Annotated in this window: 16 protein-coding genes and 2 pseudogenes; 12 read left to right on the forward strand and 6 right to left on the reverse strand. The window is 70.0% G+C overall.

From position 1 onward, the window contains the following. Positions 1 to 73: 73 nt before the first annotated feature. A pseudogene (locus OG331_RS06495) lies at positions 74 to 510 on the forward strand (PfkB family carbohydrate kinase); the annotation flags it as partial. 43 nt (positions 511 to 553) lie between these two features. Here the strand turns inward: OG331_RS06495 and OG331_RS06500 are convergent. Further along, entirely contained in the window at positions 554 to 1,762 is a 1,209-nt protein-coding gene (locus OG331_RS06500; protein ID WP_406192591.1) for an RNA-guided endonuclease InsQ/TnpB family protein, read from the reverse strand. Here OG331_RS06500 and OG331_RS06505 point away from each other — a divergent pair. Beyond that, positions 1,685 to 1,897, forward strand: a complete 213-nt coding sequence (locus tag OG331_RS06505; protein ID WP_406210918.1) for a hypothetical protein — start codon at positions 1,685 to 1,687, stop codon at positions 1,895 to 1,897. The two genes, OG331_RS06500 and OG331_RS06505, sit on opposite strands and share 78 nt — an antisense overlap. On the opposite strand, the gene OG331_RS06510 is transcribed toward OG331_RS06505, so the two are convergent. After that, a complete protein-coding gene (locus OG331_RS06510; RefSeq protein WP_406209771.1) occupies positions 1,894 to 2,082 on the reverse strand; it encodes a transposase in 189 nt (62 codons plus the stop codon). The genes OG331_RS06505 and OG331_RS06510 overlap by 4 nt on opposite strands. A 266-nt stretch (positions 2,083 to 2,348) precedes the next feature. Between OG331_RS06510 and OG331_RS06515 the strand changes: the two are divergent. Continuing rightward, positions 2,349 to 2,677 (forward strand): annotated as a pseudogene (locus tag OG331_RS06515) (sugar kinase); the annotation flags it as partial. 214 nt (positions 2,678 to 2,891) lie between these two features. Here OG331_RS06515 and OG331_RS06520 read toward each other — a convergent pair. The 3 genes from OG331_RS06520 to OG331_RS06530 form a co-directional block, all read right to left on the reverse strand. Then, on the reverse strand, positions 2,892 to 3,122 hold the full coding sequence (locus OG331_RS06520; RefSeq protein WP_406192594.1) for a hypothetical protein: 231 nt from the start codon (positions 3,120 to 3,122) through the stop codon (positions 2,892 to 2,894). Positions 3,123 to 3,273: 151 nt separating this feature from the next. Continuing rightward, entirely contained in the window at positions 3,274 to 4,707 is a 1,434-nt protein-coding gene (locus OG331_RS06525; protein WP_406192597.1) for a sensor histidine kinase, read from the reverse strand. Then, on the reverse strand, positions 4,704 to 5,414 hold the full coding sequence (locus tag OG331_RS06530; RefSeq protein WP_406192600.1) for a response regulator transcription factor: 711 nt from the start codon (positions 5,412 to 5,414) through the stop codon (positions 4,704 to 4,706). The genes OG331_RS06525 and OG331_RS06530 overlap by 4 nt, the downstream gene beginning before the upstream one ends. A 64-nt stretch (positions 5,415 to 5,478) precedes the next feature. Between OG331_RS06530 and OG331_RS06535 the strand changes: the two genes are divergently transcribed. From OG331_RS06535 to OG331_RS06570, 8 genes are all read left to right on the forward strand, one after another. Continuing rightward, positions 5,479 to 6,678, forward strand: coding sequence for a UDP-N-acetylglucosamine--N-acetylmuramyl-(pentapeptide) pyrophosphoryl-undecaprenol N-acetylglucosamine transferase (locus tag OG331_RS06535; RefSeq protein WP_406192603.1), 1,200 nt, complete (start codon positions 5,479 to 5,481; stop codon positions 6,676 to 6,678). Between the two features lie 107 nt (positions 6,679 to 6,785). Further along, the gene (locus OG331_RS06540; RefSeq protein ID WP_406192606.1) at positions 6,786 to 8,006 is read left to right on the forward strand and encodes an ISAs1 family transposase; all 1,221 of its coding nucleotides are present in this window, start codon (positions 6,786 to 6,788) and stop codon (positions 8,004 to 8,006) included. A 52-nt stretch (positions 8,007 to 8,058) separates the two neighbouring features. Beyond that, a complete protein-coding gene (locus tag OG331_RS06545) occupies positions 8,059 to 9,087 on the forward strand; it encodes a GDP-mannose 4,6-dehydratase (RefSeq protein WP_406192609.1) in 1,029 nt (342 codons plus the stop codon). Between the two features lie 170 nt (positions 9,088 to 9,257). Continuing rightward, complete coding sequence (locus OG331_RS06550; protein ID WP_406192612.1) at positions 9,258 to 9,743, forward strand: hypothetical protein; 486 nt, start codon at positions 9,258 to 9,260, stop codon at positions 9,741 to 9,743. Positions 9,744 to 9,988: 245 nt separating this feature from the next. After that, entirely contained in the window at positions 9,989 to 10,234 is a 246-nt protein-coding gene (locus OG331_RS06555) for a DUF5302 domain-containing protein (RefSeq protein ID WP_406192615.1), read from the forward strand. Positions 10,235 to 10,617: 383 nt separating this feature from the next. Then, on the forward strand, positions 10,618 to 12,117 hold the full coding sequence (locus OG331_RS06560) for an ISKra4 family transposase (RefSeq protein WP_406192618.1): 1,500 nt from the start codon (positions 10,618 to 10,620) through the stop codon (positions 12,115 to 12,117). A gap of 139 nt (positions 12,118 to 12,256) precedes the next feature. After that, positions 12,257 to 13,846, forward strand: coding sequence for a hypothetical protein (locus OG331_RS06565; RefSeq protein ID WP_406192621.1), 1,590 nt, complete (start codon positions 12,257 to 12,259; stop codon positions 13,844 to 13,846). 428 nt (positions 13,847 to 14,274) lie between these two features. Continuing rightward, a complete protein-coding gene (locus OG331_RS06570) occupies positions 14,275 to 15,339 on the forward strand; it encodes a glycoside hydrolase family 5 protein (protein WP_406192624.1) in 1,065 nt (354 codons plus the stop codon). Positions 15,340 to 15,467: 128 nt separating this feature from the next. On the opposite strand, the gene OG331_RS06575 is transcribed toward OG331_RS06570, so the two are convergent. Next, on the reverse strand, positions 15,468 to 16,697 hold the full coding sequence (locus tag OG331_RS06575; protein WP_406192627.1) for an MFS transporter: 1,230 nt from the start codon (positions 16,695 to 16,697) through the stop codon (positions 15,468 to 15,470). A 320-nt stretch (positions 16,698 to 17,017) separates the two neighbouring features. On the opposite strand from OG331_RS06575, the gene OG331_RS06580 reads away from it, so the two are divergent. After that, complete coding sequence (locus OG331_RS06580) at positions 17,018 to 19,228, forward strand: DUF4139 domain-containing protein (RefSeq protein ID WP_406192630.1); 2,211 nt, start codon at positions 17,018 to 17,020, stop codon at positions 19,226 to 19,228. Positions 19,229 to 19,232 lie beyond the last annotated feature (4 nt).

The raw sequence follows: 19,232 nt of genomic DNA on the forward strand, positions 1-19,232 counted from the left end.
CACGTTGATCTCGGCGAGGCGGCGAGTCCACGACGTGACCCCCGGGCGCCGGGCCGAGAGGAGATGTAACTGGATGGGGCCCCGAAAGAGAAGCCGGCCTGAAGGGCTGTTCGTCGGCCTGTGCACCCTGGATGTCATCCAGCTCGTCGATCACGTCCCGGCGCCCGACGAGAAACTCACCGCCCGCGAACAGACCGTGGCCGCCGGCGACCCGGCCGCGAACAGGCCGTGACCTTCACGTACCTGGGCGGCGCAGCCAGACTGCTCACCGCGATCGGCTCCCACCCGCTGGGGCTCGCCATCAAGGCCGACCTGGAGCGGGCAGGAGTGACCGTGTCGGACCTGGCTGTTCGGTCGACCGACCCGCCCGCTGTGTCCTCCATCATGGTCACCGCCTCCAACAGACAACGCGCCGTCGCCTCGACCAACGCAACCGGACACAGGCTCGCCCCACCCGACGATCTGGACGCGCTGGTGGCAGGCTGCGACCAACTCGACGGCCATCACGTGACTCCTCCCCGCAGATGAATCCGGGGGCTTCTCCTGTCGGTGGCTACGCCACGCCGGGAAGGGCCAGCCCGGCCCTGAGTGCAACGTTCCAGGCGCCCACACGGTCAGCGTGGTCGATGTGCCCGCACGCGGTGCACTGGAACTTTTCGCCGTCGCGGTTCCTGCCGTCCACGTGCCCGCATCCGGGGCAGGTGCACGAGGTGTGGCGGGGGTCCACCGGGATCAGAACACGCGCGGCGCTTTCAGCCTTCTGCGCGACGATGCCCAGGAACACCCCCCAACCCGCGTCGATAATGCTGCGGTTGAGCCCGGCCTTCGCGCTCGCGCCGTTCGGCAGGAACGCGCCGGGCGTGGCGGGGTCGGGTTTCGGCTTGGGGGTGCGGACCATACTCGCGATGTTCAGCCGCTCGTGTGCGATCTGGTCGTAGTCGCGGACCAGGGCGAGCGCAGTCTTGTGCGCGTGGTCCAGGCGCTGCCGGCGGACCTTGCGGTGCAGAGCGGCGACCTTCTCCACCATCCGGCGGTGCTTGGCGGTGCGGTTCTCCCGCTTCCGGCGGGGGAACGCGGTGAGGGCCTGCTGCGCCTTGGCCAGGGCATCGGCGTTGCGCTTGCCGTGCCGTGGGTTTTCGACGTGCGCGCCCCCGGAGGTGGTCAGGAAGTGCGTGACGCCCATGTCGATGCCTGTCACCGCGCCGGTTGCGGGCAGCGGCTCGGCCTCCACCTGGTCGCAGGCGAGAACGACGTACCAGCGCTTGCCCTCGCGCTTCACGCTGATCGTCTTGACACGGCCCTTCACGGGGCGGTGCTGGTGCACGCGGACGTGTCCGATGCCCTGGAGGCGGACGCGGGTCACGGGGTCGTGCGGGGTGGAGGCCCAGCGGCAACCGTCGCCGTCGGTCGGGAACTCCACCGTGTCGAACCAGTTGACGCCCCGGAAGCGGGGGTAGCCCGGCTTCTGCCCGGCCTTCACACGCCGGAAGAACGCCTGGAATGCCCTGTCGAGCCGGCGCAAGGTGGCCTGCTGAGAAGAGAAAGACCAGCGGCCCTGCCGCTCGGGGTCGAAGGAGCGGATCTCCTTGAGCTGCGCGGACTGCTGTTTGTACCTGACACTCGTCTTCGAGGTGTGCCGGTAGGCGTCGCGGCGCTCCTGCAGGGCCCCGTTGTAGAGGGAGCAGTGATCCCGCAGCATTTCACCCAGGGCTTGCGCCTGGCGGCTTGTGGGGCGAAGGAGGAACTTGTAAGCACGTATCACGCCTGCTCCTCCTCCTTCTACTTCTTCGTCCTGGAGCGTTCCCGCTGGGTGCTGATGTCCTTCTCCGCCATGTCCGCGCTCACCGCGCCGACCGAGGCGACGGAGAACGACGACGACCACAGCGTGGGCCGCTAACTCTTAAGGCGCGGAAACTCGGAACGGAGCACACGGGAGGCGGAGCCCTTGAACTGGTTCGCCACGTAGGAGGCGGATGCCTTCGGCCCATGCCTGGCGAACAGGTGGACGTGATCCGGCATCACCTCAAGGGCGATGACCTCCCAGCCCCTCTCAGCCACCTTCTGCCCTATCAGCTCACGCAGCCGGACCGCGACACGGCCACCGAGAACCCGGCGGCGGTACTTCGGTCACACCACGTGGAGGCCGAAGTCTTACACGTCGCCGGAGTACCGGCGAGCGAATCTTCCGCGTCACAGTCATGACGATCACGATACACACGGCACAGATCTAACTGCCCTCAACAGTGCAGACCCGTGCGCGAAGTTGAGGTCAGAGCTGCCCCGAGAAGCGATTCCCCCACGCCCCATGGTGCGGGTCCCCTCGCTAGCCAGCTGATGGAACTTGCACGGCCACCGCCCGAGCCGCGCGAGACGCCGGCCGCCGCACCGTCCTCGACGCAGGCAGCTGGAAGCCGGGGACACAGAACCTCCTGCGGTGGATCGACGTGGCCGTCTGCTCCGCCGATTTTGCCCCGACGACAGCGGGACCATCGCTGTGCCCACCGTGCCGGTGGCGGACACTCTCGGCGCGGGAGACATCCTGCACGGAGCCCTCACCCATCACCTCGCCGACAAGCGGCACCTGACCTCACAGAGCTTCGTCCAAGGCCTGCACGCCGCCGCCCTCATCGCCTCACAGGCATGCGCCTCGTTCGGCACCCGAGCCTGGATGCACTGACCAACAACTGACCAAAGGTGGGTCCGGGTTTCGCTCTTGCAAGATGCCAGCAACCCGCTGCCCAGCCGAACCGTTACGCCGCATCGTTCGGCATCTGGCCGTCGGCATCTGACCAACCGCGGCGTACGGGGCGCGGTCCCACGCCTCATGCCTGCCAGGCTCCGCAGCTTCGTCCTCGGCTGCCGCTGCAAAAGCCCTGACGTGCCTGCGCACCTCATCCTGCCCACGTTCCGGACAACGTCAGCACCACGCTCACCCCTGCGACGAGCACCATGCACAGGCGCAGCCACCTCGCGAAGTTGTCGCCGTCGTCCCCCTGCTCCGCTTCGGGTGAGGCACCGTCAGCCGCCGGGTGTGCGGCCAGGAGACAGGCGCAGTAGGGGCAGCCCGCGGTGTCGGGTGGGGTCGGGGTCGCGCCGTCCAGCGCTGCGAACCAATCGTCCATGCGCCGTTCAACCCTCGGTCGGCCGGGCGGGCAACGTCCTCAGCGGCGTTCGAGGCCGGACCGCAACCTCGGATAGCCGTACGGCACATACCGCCGACCACTGCCGCACGAGCGGCGCTCCGTCGCCATGTTCGCCGGAGCGTCAAGCGCATCAACACGGAACCCGCAGCCGGAAGAGCGCCCCTCCCCCGGACGCGTGCTCGGCCGTCAGCTCGGCGTCGTGTGCGTGGGCGATCTGGCGGGCCATGGCCAGTCCGAGGCCGGAGCCGGGCAGGGCACGGGCGGTGCGGGCCCGGTAGAAGCGGTCGAATACGTAGGGGAGGTCTTCGTCGGAGATGCCGGGGCCGTGATCGCGGATGGTCAGTTCCAGTACGCCGGGGGCGGTGGTGAGGGTGACCTCGACCGGCCGGCCGGGTGGGCTGAACTTGGCGGCGTTGTCCAACAGGCTCGACAGCAGCCGGGAGAGCCGGGCCGGCACACCGGCGACGGTGGCGGTGCGCACTTCGGGGTCGGCCGAGAGCGTGAAGGGCACGGCCGGCCAGTGATCGCGGGCTGCGTCGACGGCATGCGCCACGACGTCAGCCGGACGTACGTCCTCGATCAGCGGGTCCGGTTCCTCGTCCCTGGCCAGTTCGATCAAGTCGTTGACCAGGAGGGTCACCTCGCGCAGCTGGCGCGCGATCGCGGTCGCCGCGCGGTCGCGCTGGACGTCGTTGAGGCGGGAGGCCCTGGTGAGCAGTTCGGCGTTGGTGCGCAGCGCGGTCAGCGGGGTGCGCAGTTCGTGGGAGGCGTCGGCGACCAGACGTCGTTGAGCGGTGACGGACTTCTCCAACTCGTCGAGCATGGTGTTGAAGGAGGCCGCGAGGCGGGTGATCTCGTCGTCCCGGCCAGGGCGTTCCGGCGGCAGCTCGATGCGGTGCCGGGCATCGCGCGTGGAGGCGATGCGCTCGGCAGTGGCCGTGAGTCGGCTGACCGGTGCCAGACCCGTGCGGGAAACCCAGGATCCGAGCACCCCGGCCAGCACCACGCCGGCCCCGCCCATGACAGTGAGCAGTACCGCGGCCTGCCGGACCCCTCGGTCGACGGTGTCGGCACGCACGGCGACCTGGATGGCGCGGCCTTCGTCCAGTGGCGTGGTGAGCATCCTGGCGCTGTGGCCCGCCAGTCGCACCTCGCTGTAGTAGGGCCCGTGGGAGCCGGAGGCTACGTCGCGGGTGGCGTCGGTGACGGGCAGCAGATACGGCTGCGACGGGTCGTCAGCGGGCTGCGCGGGGACCAACTGGGCGCAGGCCGGGGCGGCGAGGAAGCGGCACTGGCCCTGCACGACGCCGGGCGGCTCGTGCCGGTACTGCTGGGCGGCGAGTCGCGCCGACTGGGTCAGGTGCAGGTCGAGCTGGTGGAGCAGTTGGTGGCGGATGACCAGGAAGGCTGCGGCGCACAGCCCTACGGCGACGGCCGCCACCGCCAGGGAGGCGGTCAGGGTCAGACGGGTACGCAGGGGGCGGCGGCGCAGCCATCGGGCGTGCCGGCGTCGACCGTTTCGTGGCGGCTCGGGCTGCGAGCGGTGTCGTCGTGATGCGGTCATGGCAGGTCCAGCCGGTAGCCGACTCCGTGCACGGTGTGGACGAGCCGGGTCTCGCCGTCCGCCTCCAGCTTGCGGCGCAGATAGCCGACGTAGACGGCGAGGGAGTTGGACTCGGGGCCGAAGTCGCGGCCCCAGACCCGTTCCAGGATCGTCTCCCGGGGCAGCACCTGTCCGGGGTGCCGCAGCAGCAGCTCCAGCAGGGAGAACTCGGTGCGGCTGAACTCGATCGCGCGCCCTGCCCGGCGTCCGGTCCGGGTTGCCGGGTCGACCACGAGGTCGGCGAAGCCCAGCTCGGCACCCGCGTCCGGCTCGGCGGCGGCGGTACGGCGCAGCAGGGCCCTGATCCGTGCCACCAGCTCGTCCAGCGCGAACGGCTTCACCAGGTAGTCGTCGGCCCCTGCCTCCAGACCGTCCACTCGCTCACTGACCGAGCCGAGCGCCGTGAGCACCAGCACCGGCGTACGGTCGCCGAGGGTACGCAGGCAACGGCAGACCGCGAGGCCGTCGAGGCCGGGGAGCATGACGTCGAGCACCACGGCGTCGGGTTCCCAGTCGGCGATGGCGGTCAGCGCCGCCATGCCGTCCTCCGCCCCGCGCACCTGATAGCCCTCGACGGCGAGCCCGTCCTCCACGGCGTACCGCACCTCCGGCTCGTCGTCGACCACCAGGACCTTCGGTGCGCTCAGGCACCCACCAGCACCACTCATGGCAGACAGCCTGCCAAAACGCGCTCTTAGGAACTTCTTAGACGCGGTCAGCAGCGTGATCGCCATGAGGACACCGCACATATCCCAGCCCCGGCTGTCGGTGGTGATCGGCGCGGGCGGCACGGGTGGGCACATCTATCCCGGTCTGGCCCTGGCGGACGCGCTGCGACGCGCCGCGCCCGACGCCGTGATCTCCTTCGTGGGCACCGAGCGCGGGCTGGAGACCCGGCTCATCCCCGAGGCCGGCTACCGCCTCCACACCGTCGACATGATCCCGTTCGATCCGTCGCTCGGCGCCAGACGCTTCCTGCTGCCGGCGGCGCTGATCAAGTCCGGCACCCAGGCCAAGGCGGTGCTGCGCGCGCAGGGCGCGCAGGTCGCGGTCGGCATGGGCGGCTACCCGAGTGCCCCGGTGATCGTCGGGGCGCGGATGGCCGGGCTGCCCAGCGTCATCCACGAATCGAACGCGGTCCCCGGACGCGCCAACCGGTTCGCCGCACTGCTCACCGACCAGATCACCCTGGCCTTCGAGGAGAGCCGGGGGCACCTGACCGGGAGTCGGCACGCCGACGTCGTGGGCATGCCCATCGCAGCGGAACTGGCCGCGCTGGACCGAACGGGGCAGCGCTCCGAGGCCCGGCGGGCGCTCGGGATTCCGGTCGAGGGCCGACTGGTGGTGGTCAACGGCGGCAGCCTGGGGGCAGCCCGGCTCACCGCAGCGGCCACCGGCCTCGCCCAGCGCTGGCGGCACCGCACCGACGTACACCTGCTGATCAAAACCGGGCCGACCGCCCTGGACGAGACCCACCGGCAGCTCGCCGTGACCGGCGGCGACCGGGTGGCGACCGCCGTGCCCTACCTCGACCGCATGGACCTGGCGTACGCGGCCGCCGACCTGGCCGTCTGCCGCGCGGGGTCCGCGACCGTCGCCGAGCTCGCGACGACCCGTACCCCGGCCGTCCTGGTGCCCTACCCGTACGCGCCGGGCGACCACCAGACCCACAACGCCAGGGTCCTGACCGACGCGGGCGCCGGACTGCTGCTGCCCGACGCCGAAACCGACGCCGACCGCCTCGCGGCCCTCACCGAGCCACTGCTGGCCGAGCCGTCCCGGCTGGCCGCGATGTCCGCCGCCGCGCCCCCCGGCCGGCATGCACAGGCGGCCGAACTGCTGGCCGCCCATGTGCTGCGTCTGGCCGGCCGCCCCTCCCGCCACCCCATCAGGGCGGCTTCAAATTCCATGCTCGCGGCAGTTGTTGCGTGAGGGGTAGATAGCAGTGCAGGCACGGGCTTCGTGATCATTGTGGTGTCTTACGCCCGATGATCATGAGGTGGCCCGTGCCTGCCGCTGTATCTTCTCCGATCCCTGCCGTGCTGGGGAATCTGGGGTCGCTGGACGTCGGCCAGGTCGCCGACCTGCGTCCCTACTTCGACTCCATCCCCGACCCACGCTCGCGGCGGGGCCGGTGGTACTCGCTGACGTCGATCCTGCTGGTGTGTGCCTGCGCGGTCGTCTCGGGAGCGAAGAGCATCGACGAGCTCGCCGAATGGGGTGCGAGGGCCTCGGGCAGGCTACTGGCGGCCCTGGGTATCCGCCGTCATCTGCTCGGGTGGCGGCGCACCCCCTCGCCCGTGACGATCGGGCGCGTGCTGGGCGCCGTGGACGGTGATGCCCTGGACCGGGCGGTGGGCGCCTACCTGACCGACCGGCACCACGCCGTCACCGGCACCGCGACCAGGGCCACGGGGCAGCCGGCGGCACCCGCGCCCGGGCGGCTGCGCGTCCTTGCCCTTGACGGCAAAGCGCTCAAGGGTTCGGCCCGTCTCACCTCGGCACGCCGGCACCTGCTGTCGGTGGTCACCCACGGCCCAGTCGTGACCCTCGGCCAGGTGGAGGTCGGCGCGAAGACGAACGAGACCACCCACTTCCGCCCGCTGCTGGAGCCGCTGGACCTGGCCGGCACTGTCGTCACCTTCGACGCGCTGCACTCGGTCAAGGCGAACGTCTCCTGGCTTGTCGAGACGAAGAAAGCGCACTACATCGCCGTGATCAAGACCAACCAGCCGACCGCCCACCGCCGGCTGGCGGCCCTGCCCTGGCGGGACATCGCCGTCCAGCACACCGCCTCCGGGACCGGGCACGGCCGGCGGGAGTCCCGCTCGATCAAAACCTGCGGAATCGCCGACGAACTCGGCGGAATCCCGTTTCCCCACGCCCGCCTGGCCATCCGCACTCACCGCCGCCGCAAGCTCACCGGCCGGCGCGAGAGTCGTGAGAGCGTCTACGCCGTGACCAGCCTGGACGCCCACCAGGCCTGCCCGGCCGACCTGGCCGCCGCGATTCGCGGGCACTGGGGAGTGGAGAACTCCTCGCACCACATCAGAGACGTCACCTTCGCCGAGGACGCCTCCACCGTCCACACCGGGACCGCGCCCCGGGCCATGGCGACCTTCCGCAACCTCGCCATCGGCGTGCTGAAGGTCCTCGGAGCCAACAACATCGCCAAGACCACCCGGGCCATCCGCGACGAACCCGAACGAGCACTCCCGATCCTGGGCATCATCAACAACCGCGACACCTACGGAACTTGATCAAGCCCTGCCACCCCATCCCTTCCACGACGAACGAGACGGAGATCGCCCGATGACCACCCCCGCTCCCCAGCCCACGCCCGCCGACTTCGACTGGACCGGACGCACCGTGCTGGTCACCGGCGCCGAGGGTTTCATCGGCTCCACTCTCGTCGATCTCCTCGTCTCCCGAGGTGCCCGCGTCCGCGCCTTCGTCCACTACAAGCCCTACGCCGACAAGGGCCACCTCGCCTCCTACCTCGCCGACCCGCACAGCCCCGTCGAGATGCTCGCCGGCGACGTCCGGGACGCGGGGCGGGTCATGGACGCGGTCGAGGGCTGCGACACCGTCTTCCATCTCGCCGCGCTGATCGGCATCCCCTACAGCTACGACTCCCCCGGCGCCTACGTCCAGACCAACATGGTCGGCACCGAGAACGTGGCCGAGGCCTGCCGCCGGCACCAGGTACGGCGCCTGGTGCACACCTCCACCAGCGAGGTCTACGGCACCGCACGTACCGCACCGATCGGCGAGGACCACCCGCTCCAGCCGCAGTCCCCCTACTCCGCCTCCAAGATCGGCGCGGACATGATGGCGCTGTCCCACTGGCACGCCTTCGAGCTGCCGGTGACGGTCGTGCGCCCGTTCAACACGTACGGCCCCCGGCAGTCCGCCCGTGCGGTGATCCCCACCATCCTGTCCCAACTGCACGCCGGAGCAAGGCAGATCAAGCTCGGCTCGCTCTCCCCCACCCGCGACTTCACCTACGTCACGGACACCGCCCACGGCTTCCTGGCCCTGGCCGCCTGCGACCGTGCCCTCGGCCACAGCGTCAACCTCGGCACCGGGCAGGAGATCTCCGTCGGAGACCTCGCCAAGGCGCTCATCAACGCCTCCGGCCGCGACGCCGAGATCGTCGTCGACCCGGGCCGGCTGCGGCCGACGGGCAGTGAGGTCCACCGGCTGCTGTCCGACAACTCCCGCGCCCGCGAATGGGCCGGCTGGGAGCCGCGGGTCCCGCTCGAGGAAGGACTGCGGCGCACCTCCGACTGGGTCGCCGACAACCTCCACCTCTTCGCCGCCGACCGCTACCAGGTCTGATCAAGCCGCGGTCCGCAGCACATCGTCCGCACCGGCGGCCCGTACGAGCCATGTGGGCCGCCGACACCCCACGGCGATCTGTGGTGCGGCGCATGCCTGCTGTGCAAGGAGAGCGCCCCTGAGAAGGTCTGTCGCCGACTGCTCCGCAAGGCCAGACTGTGATCATGAGGATGTCAGGGGATTCGGTCGCAGCGGTCGCTCCGGTGCTGTGGCTTGTAGGGGCGGTGGAGTACCACCAGGTCGCCAAGCGCCTGGTCAGCCGTTGGCAGGAAGCCACAGAGCGTCTTGAGCACGATGTCGCCGAGTTGGCCGGGCAGGCCGTCACCCACCCGCACGGATGGGTGACGGCCGCGTGGAAGCGGCTGCGGAACTCGACGCTCCTCGCCGGTCTCGCGCTGCTCTGGGCGGCCGTTTCGACCTGCTTGCTGCTCACCACGATCCTGGCGCTGCGGTGGCTGGCTGTGGGCGATGCGGGTCCGCAACCCACGGTGGCCGGCTTCTGCTTCTACGCGATCGCTGTCGGCGGCATCGCCATCACCCTCATGCCGATCTTCCTGGCCACTGTGCGGACTCTCGCCCTCGCAAGGCGTGTCTGGACAGCCGGAGCCTCCGCTAAAGACCACCGCGCTCCGGCAGCATCGGCGCCCCGCTCGTGACCTGACCCGCCTGCACACGCCGGCAACGGCAAACGGCCGGGCCGGCCAACTGATCCGACCTGGCTGCGCTGAGGTCACCTCGCGCTTCTGCCCGCCCATCCCCTGAGGGGCTCACCCAGTCGCGGGAGCGGCCGCCTGCCGGGGTGTGAGGCGGGCGGCGGATCGCTCGACGCCGGACGCGGGGCCCAGTGCGTGACCCAGCATGACAAGCTGTGCTCACACTGCCCGAACCCAGGAAGGTCACCATGACTACAGAGTCTCAACGGCAAGAAGGTTCGGAGCCGGTCGAGTCCGAGAGCCCTGCCCTGGCACCCGACGAGGAGGGCCAGTACGACCTGAAGGGCAAGTTTCGGGAGGCCCTGGCGCGCAAGCGCGCCAGGCAGGAGGAGGACGCGGCGACCCTGTCCGCGAACACCGACGCGTCGAAGATTCGGGGCGCGCACGGCCCGGCCGCCAGTCAGCGGTCGTTCCGGCGAAAGAGCGGCGGCTGAGTTTGCCCCTTCGGTTCCTCCCGCGCCAGCGGGAGGAACACCTTCTGTCCGGGGCAACGAGGTGAACGCCCCCGTACGGCCCCTGGACGAAGGCACGGCTGCCGACCGGGACGTCCCGCGGCCTGAGCGCATTCGGCGTATGCGGCCGGGGGGCAGCGCGGGCGGCTGCCGAAGAGGCACGTGGGCACGTGCGATGAGTGGCCGAAACCCGGACCAGCGCGATCGCTGGGCCCGCCAAATGATGGGTGCAGCTCTCGTAGAGGGAGCGCTTGTAGGTCTGCCATCAGCAACTTTCTGGTGACAGGGTTGGTGAAGAGGGCGTAGGACGGGCTCCTTCTCGCTCGTTCATGGTGTTGAGGCCTGAACGACGTTGAAGGAGCCCGATGGAAACCTACGCATCCGTGCCCGCCCATGACGGTTTCGTGAGTTCGCGAGAGTACTTCGAGGCCGTCGTCCAGGACTTGTCCGACCCGGAGGACGGACGGACGCACACGGAGGTGGAGGACTTGCTCACCGCGCACTCGCAGGAGTTGATGCGCCGTCTGTTCCAGGACCACTTGGACTTGCGGGCGGCTCGTGAGGTGCGGCGCGAAGAGGTCACCGGGACGGACGGCGTCCGGCGTGCCAGCGTCGAGGAGGGGCACGAGCGGAGTTTGTTCACGGTCTTCGGTCAGGTCCGCGTCAGACGCCAGGCGTACCGCGTGAAAGGGGCACGCAATGCGTACCCGGCCGATGGTGAGCTGAACCTGCCCGTGGAGCTCCACTCGTTGGGGCTGCGGCGCTTGGCCGCCGTGGAAGCGGTGCGCGGGTCGTTCGCCGATGCCAGCGCGGCCATCGAGCGGGCCCGGGGCGTGGGGGTAGCCACCCGTCAGGTCGAGCAGCTGGCCAGGACAGCCGCCGCCGACATCGCGTTGTTCTACTCCACCCGCCGCACCAGCCCGGCCGGCACTGACGACCTGCTGATCTTGCAGATGGACGGCAAAGGCGTGGTGATGCGCCCCGAAGCGCTGCGTGAAGACACCGCCAAGAAGGCCGCCGACGCCAAACCGAAGCTGGCCACCCGCACCAGCCGGGGAGAAAAGCGCAACCGCAAGCGGATGGCCGAGGTCGGAGCCGTCTACGACGCCGCCCCCGTGTCCCGTACTCCCGAGCAGGTCATCACGCTCGGCACGGACAGTGAGCACGTCAAGGGCCCCAAGGCCCAGGGGAAGTGGCTGACCGCCTCGGTCACCGAAGATGCTGCCGCCGTCATCAGCGAGGTCTTCGACGAGGCCGAACGCCGCGATCCCGGACACCAGCGGCCCTGGGCCGCGGTGGTGGACGGCAACAACCACCAGATCGAGCGGATCCAGGCCGAGGCCACGGCACGGCAGATCACCGTGCCCATTGTGATCGACTTCATCCATGTTCTGGAATATTTGTGGGCCAGCGCCTGGTGCTTCTTCGCTGAGGGAGCCAAGGCCGCCGAGGAGTGGGTTGCCGCGCACGCCCGCCGAATCCTGGCCGGGCGCTCCGACCTCGTGGTAGCCGCTCTCCGGCGCAAGGCAACCTGCCGCGGTCTGGTCGCCGACAAGCGAGCCCGACTGGAGAAGACCATCACCTACCTGGTCAACAAACGTCCCTACCTGAGGTACGACCAGGCGCTGGAACAAGGATGGCCGATCGCCTCGGGTGTGATCGAAGGGGCCTGCCGCTACTTGATCAAGGACCGGATGGAGATCACCGGAGCGAGATGGGGCCTGGCCGGAGCCGAGGCAGTCCTCCAACTCCGAGCGGTCATCAGTAACGGCGATTTCGACGAATACTGGGCGTTCCACAAGCGGCAACACCACCAGCGCGTGCACGGCCCCCGTTACCAGGAGGCCTACGCCCTCGCCGCATGATCACTTCGTCCCTCTACGAGAGCTGCACCCCCAAATGATTGCAGTCCCTTGAAAAGTCCCGCATCTGCGTGGACACCTCAAGGTCCGGCTCCTACCGTCGCCGACGGCGCGGCATCGTCGTACGCATCCAAGGAGCCGTATGTCCTTACCAACAGTCAGACGTGCCTCGGCCGTCGCCCTGAGCGTGGCAGCCACGCTGGTGGCCGCCACGGTGCCCGTGCACGCGGACCCGATCCCGAAGGCGCCCGGCCATCGTCTCGTGGCCGGCTACTCGGGCGAGCCCGCCGAGCCCGAGCCGTTGCCCGGGGAGCAGCCACCCCAGCATCCCTACATGGCAGCCAACGGCCGCAGCGGCATGCACGCCGACGCGTGGGGCAGCGCGACGTATCCGTGGAGCGGCCCCCTGGGTCGGGCGCCGCAGGTCAGCAGCGAGAAGATGGCGGCGCTCGGCGGCGAGTGCGCGAATGTGACCTTCGACAGGGCAGGACGGATCGTCACGGTATGCGGGACGTTCACCGGGTTCCTGGTCAAGCTGCTCGATCCCCGTACGCTCGCGACCTTGGCGGAGTACAAGCTGCCGCAGCGCCCGTCCACCGTGGAAGCGATCACCCGGCTGGACTTCTCCCGGATCTTCAAGGACACGTCCGGCGGCGCGTACTCCTACCTGGACAATGAAGACCGCTTGGTGCTCGCGGACTCCCGGCAGCACATCATCCGTCTCGCCCACCGGCAACAGCCCGACGGCGGCTGGGAGTTCACCGTCGCCGACGACTGGGACCTGACCGGCCACATCCCGCACGACTGCGTGACCTGGACCAACCTGTACCCCAGTGGGGAGTGCGACCCCGTCACGTCGGTGATGCCGGACTGGCAGGGCCGCATCTGGTGGGTCACCCGGCAAGGCCGCGTCGGAACCGTCGATCCCGGAACCGGCGCTGTCCGCTCGATTCGTCTGGCGGGCGAGGAGATCCAGAACTCCTTCTCGGTTGCCGCCGACGGTGTGTCGATCGTCTCCGACCATGCCCTGTACGAGTTCACCGCCGCGGCGGACGGAACACCAACCGTGGTGTGGCGGCAGAACTACGACAGGGGCACCGGCAGCAAGCCGGGTTCCGTCAACCAGGGTTCGGGCACCACCCCGGACATCTTCGGCCCCGACGGGCAGTACGTCGCGATCACCGACAACGCCGACGACCGCATGAACGTGCTGGTCTACCGGCGCGGCACCGGTCTGCCGGCGGACGAGCGGCTGCTGTGCAAGGTTCCGGTCTTCGGCTCCGGCGCATCCACGACCGACAACTCCCTGATCAGCTGGGGAAACAGCCTCGTCGTCGAGAACAACTACGGCTACGAGAACGTCGGATCGCTCACCTTCGGACGGAGCGTCGTCGGCGGCGTCACCCGCATCGACGTCCGCCCCGACGGCAGCGGATGCCACACCGTCTGGGAGAGCGGCGAGCGAGCCCCGTCCGTCGTGCCGAAGCTCTCCACCGCCAACGGCCTGATCTACCTGTACACCAAGGACCCCAACTCCATGGGCGTCGCCGCCTGGTACCTGACGGCCGTCGACTTCCGCACGGGCGCCACGCGGTGGAAGCAACTCGTCGGGACCGGCCTTCTCTACGACAACAACTGGGCACCGGTCACCATCGGCCCTGACGGCACCGCGTACACGGGCGTCTTCAACGGACTCACGTCCGTACACGACGGGGACCAGGGCCGGCCATGAACGTGCTGGTCGCAGCCGGTTGTTGATGGCTGCGACCGGCGTACGGCGGTGGACGCCGCCCCGGTGACAGATCGGCGTCCCCGCAGGCCTGTCGGCCTCGGGCCGGCGTACCGCTCGGTCCTCCGAGCGCCAGGTGCGTGACCACTCCGCACGCCGGTCCGACAGGGACCAGACCACAACAACGCCCCTTGGCTCGGCGAGTGGCTCCGGCGAGCAGCGCCGGCGCCCCCGCAGCCGGGCCGGCCGCCAGGCTCGTTCCTCGGCAGAGGTCCCGGCTCCGGGCATGCCTCTCAATCACATACGCGAACCACATCTCTGTGAATGCCGAAGCAATTGTGGATGACGACAGGGCTCTTGTAGCCCCAAGTAGGCTCTGCTTTCCTGGTTAGGAAAGTTTCCTATCAATCCCCCACCTGAACGAGGTTCATATGAGGGCATCACCTCTGTCGCTTCGGCAGGGTGCGGTAGCCGCCGCGCTCGGCAGCATCCTCCTGCTCCTCCTCAGCGTCATCCCGACCGGCTCCGCCCGAGCGGCCGGCACGGATCAGCGTGCCGCGGCCGCCACGCCGGTCTCCGTCAACGGCCAGCTCAGAGTCTGTGGCACCAAGCTGTGCAACAGCCGCGGGAACCCCATCCAGTTGCGAGGCATGAGCACCCACGGCACCCAGTGGTACCCGCACTGCCTGACCAGCGGTTCACTCGACGCTCTGGCCGGCGACTGGAAGGCCGACGTCCTGCGCGTCTCGACCTACGTGCAGGAGGGCGGCTACGAGACGAACCCGCAGCACTTCACCAACCTCGCGAACTCCCTCATCCAGCAGGCGACCGACCGCGGCATGTACGTGATCGTCGACTGGCACATGCTCACCCCGGGCGACCCCAACACGAACCTGAGCAAGGCCCGGCAGTTCTTCACGGACATCGCCAACCGCAACAAGGACAAGAACAACGTCCTCTACGAGATCGCGAACGAGCCCAGCGGCGTGAGCTGGTCGCGGATCAAGAGCTACGCGGAGCAGATCATCCCGACCATCCGCACCATCGACTCCGACGCTCCCGTGCTGGTCGGTACCCGCGCCTGGTCCTCGTTCGGTGTCTCCGAGGGCGTCAACGAGTCGGAGGTGGTGAACAACCCGGTCAGGGCGTCCAACATCATGTACACCTTCCACTTCTACGCGTACTCGCACCGCGACGAGTACCTGGCGACCCTCTCCCGCGCCGCCGACAAGCTCCCGGTGTTCGTCACCGAGTTCGGCACCCAGAACTACGCCGGCGAGGGCAGCAACGACTTCGCCATGTCGCAGCGCTACCTCGACCTCATGGCCTCCAAGAAGATCAGCTGGACGAACTGGAACTTCTCCGACGACGACCGCTCCGGTGCCGTCTTCAAGACCGGGACGTGCGACAGGTCCGGCCCCTGGACCGGCACCTCCCCGCTGAAGCCCGCCGGAGTCTGGGTTCGCGAGCGCATCATGTCGCCGGACAACTGGTAGTCCCGGGAACAAGGGGCAGTCGCCGGACACTTGGTCATGGGCGAACGTAAATGAGCGGGATCGAGCCGGTGGCCTGTGTGACTCACACAGGCCACCTCATCTTGCGGAGCGACGTCGCCGACCCGGGGTCATCCCTTGGCCGGTGTGGTGGGTGCCGCCTCCGTCGGGGTTTCCGCAGCGGATGACGTGATCACTTCGGAGGTCGCGGAGCGTCCGCCGCGCCGGTCCATGAGGCCCCCCGTGACGGCCAGGCCGAGGCCTGCGACGGCCAGGGCGGCGCCGACGAGGTTGGGTGACGCCCAGCCCCAGCCCGCGGAGATGGCCAGTCCGCCGAGCCAGGCCCCGCCCGCGTTGGCCAGGTTGAAGGCGGAGTGGTTGGAGGCCGCGGCCATCGTCGGGGCGTTCTTGGCCTTCGCCATGAGCAACATCTGGACGGGGGTGGTGATGAGGGCACCCATCGCGCCGATGAAGGTGATCGTGACCAGGGCCGGAACGGTGCTGTGGACCGTGAAGTAGAACGTCACCAGTCCGGCCGCGAGCAGTGCCAGGCCCGCGTACAGGGTCGGGCGCAGGGCTCGGTCGGTGAGAGGGCCGGCCATCAGCGTGCCGACCGTCATGCCTACGCCGTACAGCGCGAGGACCAGAGTGGTCGAGGTGTCCGATATGCCCGTCAGGTGCGTCAGCATCGGCACGAGGTAGCTGTAGACGGCGAAGAAGCCGCCGAACCCGACCACCGCCGTGGCCAGGCCGATCGCGACCTGCCGGTTCTTCATGGCTCGCACCTCGTGGCGGATGCCGGCCTGCTGACCGCGTGGCTGGTGCGGGACGAACGCGGCCAGTGCGGCGAGCGCGACGAGCCCGATGACGGCGACGGCGACGTAGGCGGACCGCCAGCCGAGCTGCTGGCCGAGCGCGGTGCCGGCCGGGACGCCGACGATGTTCGCGACCGTCAGGCCGAGGAACATCATCGACACGGCGCGTGCGGCCCTTTCGGGGGCGACCAGCCGGGATGCGACGACGGCGCCGACTCCGAACAGCGCGCCGTGCGGCAGTCCCGCCAGGAAACGTGCGGCGAACAGCAGGCCGAAGTTCGGGGCGAGCGCGGAGGCGATGTTGCCGACCACGAACAGTCCCGACAAGAGCAGCAACAGCTTCTTGTGCGGTATGCGTGCACCGATCCCGGTCAGGACGGGGGCACCGACGACGACGCCGAGCGCGTACGCCGAAACGAGGTTGCCGGCGTGCGGCACCGACACCCCGACCCCGTCGGCGATCTGGGGCAGCAGCCCCATCGTGGCGAACTCGGTCGTGCCGATGCCGAAGGCGACAACGGCAAGGGCCAGCAGAGCCAGAGGCATGGTGCGGGGGAACCTTTCGAAGACAGCGGTCCGAGGACGAGCAGGACGAGGGAGCAGAGAAGGCCGAGGTCGGGGGGACACCTGCCTCGGCCGGCCGCGTCGAGCACCGTTGCCCAGCGCGCCCCCACACAGGGCGAGCCCATGAACAGTGCAGCAGCCGCCGGAGACCGCGCATTCCAAGATCCGGCCGCGTTTGACGTGAGCTATGTCATGCCTCAGCGGCGACGCCCACCGTCGGCGGAGGTCAACCGGTCCCGGCTTGTTCGGCCTGGGCCTGGGCGTAGGCTTCGGTCGGCACGGACACAACGGGGGCGGAGTGTATGGAGTCTGGGGTAGCGCAGCGATGGGCGTCGTCGCTCGACGCGGTCGTGGTGTACGCGCAGGGTGCGCTCTGTACCCGGGTGGCGCGGGGCACCCTGCCGGCGGACGGCAGGGTGCGGGTGACGGGAATGCCCCGGTCGATGGACCCGGGCTCGCTGCGCGCAAGAGTCGTCGGTGACCAAGGCGTACGCGTCACCGAGGTGCGTGTGGAGGTGGATGCCGAACCCTCCGGCACCGACGCGGCCGACACCTTGCGGCACGAGATGGAGAGGCTGCGCGACGTCTGCGCCGCGGCACAGGGCCGCCGTGACCGGCAGCTGAGCCTCATCTCCGAAGTGACGGCCCTGCGCCCCGTTCCGCCGACCCGCAAGCCCGAGGACCCGCCCCGCCGTACGCCCGCCGACGCGTGGCTGCGGCTGGCCGAGTTCGTCGACGAGCGGCTGCGGGGCCTGCACCTCCGGCTCGTCGAACTGGAGGAGGAACTGCGCCGCGTCGAGCACGAACTTTCCGTGGCCACGGATCGCTGGGTCCGCGCCTCCACCGACGTGCAGTCCGGGCACGTCGCGACCACGGTCGTCGCGGTCCTGACGCTCGCCGGAACAGGAACAGGAACAGGAACAGGAACCCGAACCGGAACTGTGGAACTGGAGCTTGAGTACGGTGTGCCGGGGGCCGTCTGGGTCCCTGCCTACCGTCTTACGCACCGTCAGGGCGACGACAGCGGCGCTCTGGTACTGCGTGCCTCGGTCGCCCAGCGCACCGGAGAGGACTGGACCGGGGTCCGCATCGGTCTGGCCACCGCTGATTTGCGGCGCCGCACCGACCTGCCGAGGCTGCGTTCGGTCCGGGTCGGACGGCGGCAGCCCGCCCCCGCGCCCTCCGGCTGGCGGGAGCCCCCTGTGGGGCTCGCCGATCTGTTCTCCGGCTACGACGCGGCAGGTCCCCGTCCTGTTTCGGCCGCAGGGCCTGTGCCGGTGGCCGCGCTCGGTCCCGTCCCCCCACCGCCGGTACCGCAGGGGTATGGCACGCCCGCCGTGCCCGCACCCGCGCAAGTCCCCCCGCCGCCGGCATCGCTGGGGTATGGCATGCCGCCCGCCATGCCCGGTCCCGTCCCGCCGCCTCCGCCGGCACCGCAGGGGTACGGCCCGCCGCCCCCTGCACCCGCTGAACCTACTGGCTTCGCCGGTGCTCCGTCGGCAGCGTTCGGCGCCGCGGGTCCGGCCCCGGCGGCGCCGAGGAGGCCGTCGGGGCGACCGCGCGGTGGGGCTGGGCCCGCTGCCAGGCGCGTCGCTGCTCCCGCCGCCGCGGCCCAGGAGGCTGCGGCCCAGGCAGGCTCGCCGCCGCCACCGCCGTCATCGCCGGCGGCCGTCGGTCCGCCGCAGCCCAGCGGCGCGGAGCTCGACTACGCCGCGCTCGTGCTGTCGGGTGCCGAGGAGAGCGACGGCCGCCGGGGCAGGCTCTTCCCCGAAACGCCCTACGACGCGGTGGCGGACGAGTACCGCCGCCGCGCCGACGCGGTGTCGGCGCTGCCGTTGCCGGGGCATGCCGTGCGGCCCCGCGAGTCGGCGGGCTCCTTCGACCACCGCTACGACGCCGTCGCCCGCGCCGACATCCCCTCCGACGGCACCTGGCACACCGTCACCGTCACCGGCATCCCGGTCGGCCTGCGCACCGAGTACGTGTGCGTGCCGTCCGTGGAACAGACGGTCTACGCCACGCTCGTGCTGTCCAACGCCACCGACCAGGCCCTGCTCGCGGGGCCGGTGGAGGTCACGAGCGACGACGACTTCCTGACGACCGCAGCTCTGCCCACGCTGGCTCCCGGCGGCGTTCGCCGGATGGGCCTGGGACCGGCCGAGGGCATCCGGGTCACCCGCCGCACGAACCTGCGCGAGTCGACATCGGGTCTGCGCAACAACACGACCGTGCTCGCCCATCAGATCCACGTGGAACTGGGCAACCGACTGGCCCATGCCGTCGCCGTCGAGGTCCACGAACAGGTTCCGGTCACCACCGAACCCGACGTCCGGATCGAGGAACGGGCCGACTGGACGGCGCCCGAGCAGGACAGCGGCCCCGACCGGCACGCCCCGGGGACCCGCGTCTGGCGGGTGGACCTCCCTGCCGGCGGCAGCGCCACCCTCGACGGCGGCTACGACATCCGCGTCCCGGCCGCCAAGGCCCTGGCCGGCGGCAACCGCAGGAGCTGACACC

Origin of the sequence: Streptomyces sp. NBC_01017, assembly GCF_045162795.1 — a bacterium.
Taxonomy (GTDB): Bacteria; Actinomycetota; Actinomycetes; order Streptomycetales; family Streptomycetaceae; genus Streptomyces; species Streptomyces machairae.